This window comes from Microbulbifer discodermiae (assembly GCF_040742695.1).
Taxonomy (GTDB): Bacteria; Pseudomonadota; Gammaproteobacteria; order Pseudomonadales; family Cellvibrionaceae; genus Microbulbifer.
The window spans coordinates 154,750-160,945 of record NZ_JBFLAB010000002.1 but is presented as its reverse complement, the minus strand read 5'-3'; the positions used below and the strand labels follow the sequence as shown (position 1 = coordinate 160,945).

Annotated in this window: 10 protein-coding genes; all 10 read right to left on the bottom strand. The window is 42.4% G+C overall.

Features of this window, described 5'->3' with window-relative positions:
- Nucleotides 1-120: 120 nt before the first annotated feature.
- On the bottom strand, nt 121-414 hold the full coding sequence (locus AB1S50_RS01360) for a hypothetical protein (protein WP_367148569.1): 294 nt from the start codon (nt 412-414) through the stop codon (nt 121-123).
- Between the two features lie 68 nt (nt 415-482).
- On the bottom strand, nt 483-860 hold the full coding sequence (locus AB1S50_RS01355; protein ID WP_367148568.1) for a hypothetical protein: 378 nt from the start codon (nt 858-860) through the stop codon (nt 483-485).
- Between the two features lie 964 nt (nt 861-1,824).
- The gene (locus AB1S50_RS01350) at nt 1,825-2,238 is read right to left on the bottom strand and encodes a hypothetical protein (RefSeq protein ID WP_367148567.1); all 414 of its coding nucleotides are present in this window, start codon (nt 2,236-2,238) and stop codon (nt 1,825-1,827) included.
- A gap of 29 nt (nt 2,239-2,267) precedes the next feature.
- Nucleotides 2,268-2,744 carry a hypothetical protein gene (locus tag AB1S50_RS01345; RefSeq protein ID WP_367148566.1) on the bottom strand — a complete coding sequence of 159 codons (477 nt, stop codon included), beginning with the start codon at nt 2,742-2,744 and terminating at the stop codon, nt 2,268-2,270.
- A gap of 21 nt (nt 2,745-2,765) precedes the next feature.
- Complete coding sequence (locus AB1S50_RS01340; protein ID WP_367148565.1) at nt 2,766-3,074, bottom strand: hypothetical protein; 309 nt, start codon at nt 3,072-3,074, stop codon at nt 2,766-2,768.
- Nucleotides 3,075-3,181: 107 nt separating this feature from the next.
- Nucleotides 3,182-3,538: a hypothetical protein gene (locus tag AB1S50_RS01335; protein WP_367148564.1), complete on the bottom strand. Its 357-nt coding sequence runs from the start codon at nt 3,536-3,538 to the stop codon at nt 3,182-3,184.
- 79 nt (nt 3,539-3,617) lie between these two features.
- Nucleotides 3,618-4,223: a hypothetical protein gene (locus tag AB1S50_RS01330; protein ID WP_367148563.1), complete on the bottom strand. Its 606-nt coding sequence runs from the start codon at nt 4,221-4,223 to the stop codon at nt 3,618-3,620.
- Nucleotides 4,224-4,733: 510 nt separating this feature from the next.
- Entirely contained in the window at nt 4,734-4,952 is a 219-nt protein-coding gene (locus AB1S50_RS01325; protein ID WP_367148562.1) for a hypothetical protein, read from the bottom strand.
- 147 nt (nt 4,953-5,099) lie between these two features.
- Nucleotides 5,100-5,672: a hypothetical protein gene (locus AB1S50_RS01320; RefSeq protein ID WP_367148561.1), complete on the bottom strand. Its 573-nt coding sequence runs from the start codon at nt 5,670-5,672 to the stop codon at nt 5,100-5,102.
- Between the two features lie 67 nt (nt 5,673-5,739).
- Nucleotides 5,740-6,141 (bottom strand): hypothetical protein, encoded by a 402-nt coding sequence (locus AB1S50_RS01315; protein WP_367148560.1) that lies wholly within the window; start codon nt 6,139-6,141, stop codon nt 5,740-5,742.
- Between the last annotated feature and the right edge of the window lie 55 nt (nt 6,142-6,196).

Sequence of the window (6,196 nt, the reverse complement as noted above, 5' to 3'; positions counted from 1 at the left end):
TGAAGGCCGAGCTGCAGCGATTTATTCGTGTTCACAACCGCGATCTTGCCAAACCATTTAAATGGACAAAGAGCGCCGACACGGTACTGGCTTCAGTGCAGCGAGCCAAAAACGTGTTACCTAATTAACCGCATGGCCCACTAGAGCAATGTAATCGTATTCACTATTCGGGTTAATATTGTCAGCTGTAATTTGATACAAATCTTGAAACTCTTTATTTCGTACTTGTTCGTCACGCGGATCAGCAGAAAGATAGGTAATAACAAGCATCTTATCGCCTTCGAAGAGTAAATCTTGCTTACCCAGAATTTCGTACTTTGTGCCGTCATCAGCTACTAAGAAAATAGGTTTAGATTCAGCATAACTAGCTACCATCAAAAAAATCAGAGTAATGAAAGTCGGTAATTTTATCATTCGATGACTCCTTGACTCATAACGCCTAAAACTGGCGCGTGTATTTTTGCGTCGTTAGCCGTTACTTGTTATGCGTTTCTCAGTTGGTTTAATAAGAACTCACTAATTTCCTTACGTAGGTCTAAATCACTGGATTTTTTAGCATACTCATTAGCTGCCTCTGCACATGAATATGCCAGATCAGAAAGATTAAGACAACAATATCGCTCAGCAAGTGCAAACTTAATTGAAGCCATGTAGTCACGTAGCCTTAAATTCTCGGCCAAATCAAATGCCTTCTCATATATTTCGATTGAAGCTCCGTCGTCAGTCGTGAAATCAGCCAGCGCTTCCCACTGAAACGGATGATTTCTCTCTCCGATTTCGTTGTCTTTGCAAAGGGTTTCTAGCTCGTGATACAGACTCCAATATTCTTTGGCATTTCCCGCGGTGGACGCGTCGACCAAAGAGCACGCTAGATCTCTTGCTCTCTCGTATATTTCAGAGTCCATATCTCGCCTTACACATAACGCCTTGATTTGAGGCAGTTTGTAGTTGTGGGCATTGTGCAATTATGGCGTAGCCATGCGCAAAAGGGCACAGCTATAAACTGTCCTAGCCACGTAGTGGCGACCAACACCAACTTGTTAAGGACCGACCTTGGAACTAATTTTCCAGGTACGACCCAATCGCAGTTTCAAGATCTCGGACTAACTCCGGGTCCATGTATTTGTATTCGTCAGGGATGTCTAAAACATAAATTGGCTTGTGATCTAGCATCCGAGTGAACTCCGCTTTAAGCCTGTTTTTATGCTTTTGTTCCATAACGAATATCATGTCAGCCCAACGGATTTCCGCTGGGCTGACAGTCTTCTTAGCCCTAGGGCTAGTACCGGCAGACTTAGCATTGAAATCAGGGTGTTTTCGCCATATAGCTTCTGCCGTAGGACTACGCCACTGGTTTCGACTGCATATGAACAGGAGGTTCTTCATACTTTACTCATCCTGCGGTTGCGCAATATCCAGTGTTTGACGCACAGTTCGCCTAGGGTACTCAGCACCGAGCTGCTTCGCTCGACGTAGCTTTGCTGAGCGCGTATACATCATTTTCCAGTTTTTCTCAGAAATCCACGGCTTTTCAGTTTTCGCACTGTTCTTTCGGGATTTAGTTTTAGTCTTGGATCTTCTCCAAGCTCGGCCTCTTAGTTCATCCATTGTTTTATTCTCTATCAATTATCGGGTTCAGCAGCCGCGATAATACGGGGAGAATTCCCAATTCTTGTGCCTTAAAGCCAAGCTCACCCGCGGAAGCGCAATAGCGCCGGAGTCGGGTGCAGTGCTTTGTTAGTTATTCTTAGCATAACGAAATTGCTCGAAAGTTAATCCTACTGCGTTAGTTACCTTACCGTGCCTATCAAATTCTACCTCGACCTAGGATTCACATACAGTGTTGCAAGTGCCACCGCCCCACAACGAAAAATACACCTTATTGCCGTGACATAATTCTGGAGATGCAAGATAAGGCCTTTCGGGGTCTATACGTGGATAGTTCGAAACGAGACTCTCATTAGGCGACACCATAATTGATTGTTCACCACTCACATATATTACCTGTTGAGAAATTACGTGGAACTTTGTTTTGTGGCCAAGCAGAGCTTCAAAAGGTAAATCGCTTTCTCGAACGTTTGAGTCAATAGACGTAGTAATGGCTTGCAACTTAAATTCCTTGCAGCTTACTTCGTCAATGTTCTTCGTAGTTTCAAATACTTTTCCGCCGATATTCAGTTCATCAGCTATTACATGGATTGAAATGGAAAACACCATTAACGCGACGAAGTTTCGCATCTGTACTTCCTTAGGCAACTAACAGTTTATTATGAGCTTCTACCTGGCTTGATGAACTTATAGGTTTTGTCTAGATATTCTTTGTAATGAATATTTGCTTCTTCAACATCAATGGTATGCCCGCAGGCGGTGACTATTGGCGCTCCTTTAACATGCCTACCCAATTCTTCGCCTTCTTTTGTGCCTTTAAAAGCAAATACTAAATAGGTCTTCCCTTTTTGAAAAGCATGCCCACAAGAAGCACTGTGGAGCTGCGTATAAATTACAGACTTGCTGCCCCTAACACCTTTAAAATTTTCGCTTACCTGAAAGCCGACCTTCCTTACAGTATTAGGAATCCACTCCCCTTTTTCCCACAACCATTTTGTTCCAATGGAGGTAACAGTGCCTTCAAAAACAAAGCTATAGTCGTCATAAATTTCAGCAAGATCAACTTTACGACAACTACAAGGATATGCGTTTGCCGACAACAGAATCATGATTGCGATGACTGAAAATTTCTTCATAATCTCAATTTCTCATAGCGCTCAAAGCTGCGGCGCGGAACGCGTCCGTAGCCTTTGCTTGTTATAAGATTTCGCTACTGCTAGGATTGCAGAGCAATCGGATTCATAACCATGGCGCGGCAATGACCTAAGCATATCCTTTACAGCCAGGACATCTTCTTGATTTCTAGTTTTAATAGCGTAATCCAATTCTTCTTCAATCAACAAAATAACCTCGGAATAGCACAAATTGGTATTGAACGAGGCTGAGAACACACCAAAGCCATATGCCCCACCGATTACCGCCCCACCGATAGTTAATGCCAGAAAGAATGGCACCAGCTTACTCATTTTCAAAATCCTTATAACGCCGCAACCACCGAACAGGCGATGCGCAGCTTTGTGTATCCGAATGAAGCCCCAACGGGGCGGAATGTGTGTGTATTGCCTTGTTATGTTTATTTACACCACACATTAACAACATCTCTTGTATATACCGTATTTGGCTCATCCTCATCTACGTGCAATATAGCATTATCTTGGAGGATGCCACTTTCAATGAGCGTATCGATTATTTCATTGGTTTTATCGGGATAGGACCAAGCTAATTCTCTGCTACCGGAGTTGAAAGGCCATTCTTCGTAGGTATCAGATACAAATTGAATCTGATCCCCCTGATTATTTAGTAGATACCAAGTAACAATTGACGACGTAGCTGCGTTGCCAACCAGCTCCCTCATTTTGCTTCCATTAAGATGGGCAAAGGAAATCATTTCCTTTTTTGACTCATTCACTAGAATGTATTCAACGGCCATCACTCCTCCTTAAACATAACGTTGCCAGCAGGGGCAGACGAAGCGCGCAGCGGTTTGACTGTCCCTCTGACTGGCCTTGTTACGTGCTGGTCTTGCACAGATGCTTGATTGTTTTTTCATGTTTTTTACCCACCAAGCCTAGATCTTGATGAAAACGGAATCCAGATCTCTTAACTTTGGCCGCATCAAGCGCCTTTTGCGCTTCTGAACCATCATTATTGATTAATGCTTTAGAAGCATGCCACTTGTAATAGTCCAGCGGAAAGGTGAGCCTACCAATATGCTCATCTAGTACATCAATCACGTTAACGTACTCGTGTTCTATTTTTCGAGTTGCAACCAAATACGGATAATCAAGGTACACACCTGTTTGGTGTTTTGGAAATTCTCTTTCTCTGCCAAGTACCTCTTTGAAAGCGGCAATACATCTTTCGAGATCGCTTAGAGCGAAATATGCATTTGCTTTGGCCAATAATGCGCGAACGTCATCAAATTGGTCTATTCTTGATTCAAAGTATTCATTAACCAGACGAAGCGTAACCTTTGGATGCTTATCAGCTAACGTGAGAGCTTGGATTACCAAATACTGATCTCGTTGCGTTCTCGCTCGTTTCAACTTCGAATAGAAATGGTCCTCGATAGATTCATTCCAATCTTTATTCCTGTACCAATCGTCAGATGACACGATGATTCCTTAGCACGTAACAGTTTATTGGGCGGAATTCCGCCTATACGGCCCAGTTCTTCGGTATTGGTCGAATGAAAAATCGATAAAAATCATAAGGTTACACCTTGGTAGTGACCGCTCCCTGCCGTGGAAAACAAGCCTCGGTGCTCATGAGACCTCCGGGGGCTCTTCTATAGCATCCATTATCTCTGCAAATATCCTATAAAATCAGTCAGATAGCCAATATAAATCGGGCTTTTCGAGCCTCTGGTATATCGGTACTCAAGAGGCGCGCTACTGGGATATGGCGTTAACTTACGTTGTAAATGGATGTATATACAGTGCTCAATGAGATGAATTCGCGTCCTGATCTCCATTTCTTGAGTAAGTCCGCTGTGAGCTTTGCTCGCGTCACTACAGTCTGCGAACCGAAAAAACCTACTTCTACTTGGGGGTACTAGGGACATCCCCGCCGCAAATAACACTTCGGCCCGAAACCCAGGACTTGGCAAGGCTTTCAGGGGTATCTTACTTTTTATTTTTTCCGGCTTCACCGGTCAGCGGACTGAGAATCTCCGCCATATAGATCCTATTTGGCTCAAACATGAAGCTGTAGGTGCCATTGAGGTCCTTCATCGCCTCATTCAGGAGCGCTTTGATCGGCCTCAGGGGTTGATCTGCTGGAACAAGCGATTCCAACTGCACTGTTGTGAAAAGAGATTTCTGAATAACATCCAAACCAGGCACTGAACCGAAATCCTTTATGGGTTCTAGTTTTCCGTATTGTATCTAAGCCAAGGTCCCCGGACGACAAAATCAACATCCTGCTAGTGCGTAACTGTTCCGACACTTGCTTAGGCTACATCTGGTTAGATGTCAGTCTGCAACGCCTTGTTATATTTTATCCTTATTACGGAGCTCCAATAGCTCTTTAAGTTTGATTGAAATTTCATCGTTTCTTGCCTTGAATTCTTCAACTGAACGCTGATTTGTTTTCTTCCATTTTTCGATGTATTCTTCTGTGTTTTTCAACATTGTTTCATTTATACTTTCTAATTTTTTGAATACAGGGCGCTGATAAATTCTCCTTAACTCCAACAGCTCTTCGAGAGTTAGCAATGAAACCACATCAGCAATTAACGATTCTTCAAACGTATCTGAATCAAACTTAAAAACATTTGACGCGACTGCATCTATGTACAGTTGCTCTTGCATGACAAGAATTTCTGGATGAGCTTCATTTATTCCATATGATGGCTCATATGACTCTAAGAAAATTTTTCTTTGATTTTCAAAGGTTTCGTTTAGAGTCGAAATTTCCTTCTTGGCATTATCATTAATAAATATTTCCCGAGCTATATCCTCTTTCGAATGAGAAAAAACAATGCTCGGCAAGATCGTAAAAACAAACAAAATACTTGTGGCAATTTTTCGCATTACTTTTTTACCAAATTTCCCATACGGCATCTTGGGGCTTGCCAAATTTAACGCGGTTAGAATAGGCGCAGCTTGCTGCGTCCTGTTGCTAACCTTGTTATGCCTTCTCGTACAATGTTCTCAACTTTTCGTAAGAACCATCAATAAATAATGAAAGTGCCTCTCTAGCTTGATTCATAGAAAAGTCATTAGTATGTAAGTTAACTGTACCTTTCTTTTTCCCAAACCCTAGGAATATTGGGGCCACCCCAAGAAAATAACATTCAGATACAAAACCTTCCACATGGATTTCACCCCAGGAAGAAACCCAAATCATATTTTTATTTCTCTCAAGTATTAATGATAATGTAGGTGAACATTTTTGGATCTCGTTCGCTTTCTTGACCTCGCCCTCCCAATCAAAGTCATCAAATGCCTTTAGTGCTTCCTGTAAATCGGAAATTGGCTTAGTTTCAGATTCGTCATGATCATTGTGAGCATACTGAAAATTTAGTTCCATCTCGAACACCTATAAGCATAACACCTCAATAACCGGTGCAGCTTAGCTGCATCTG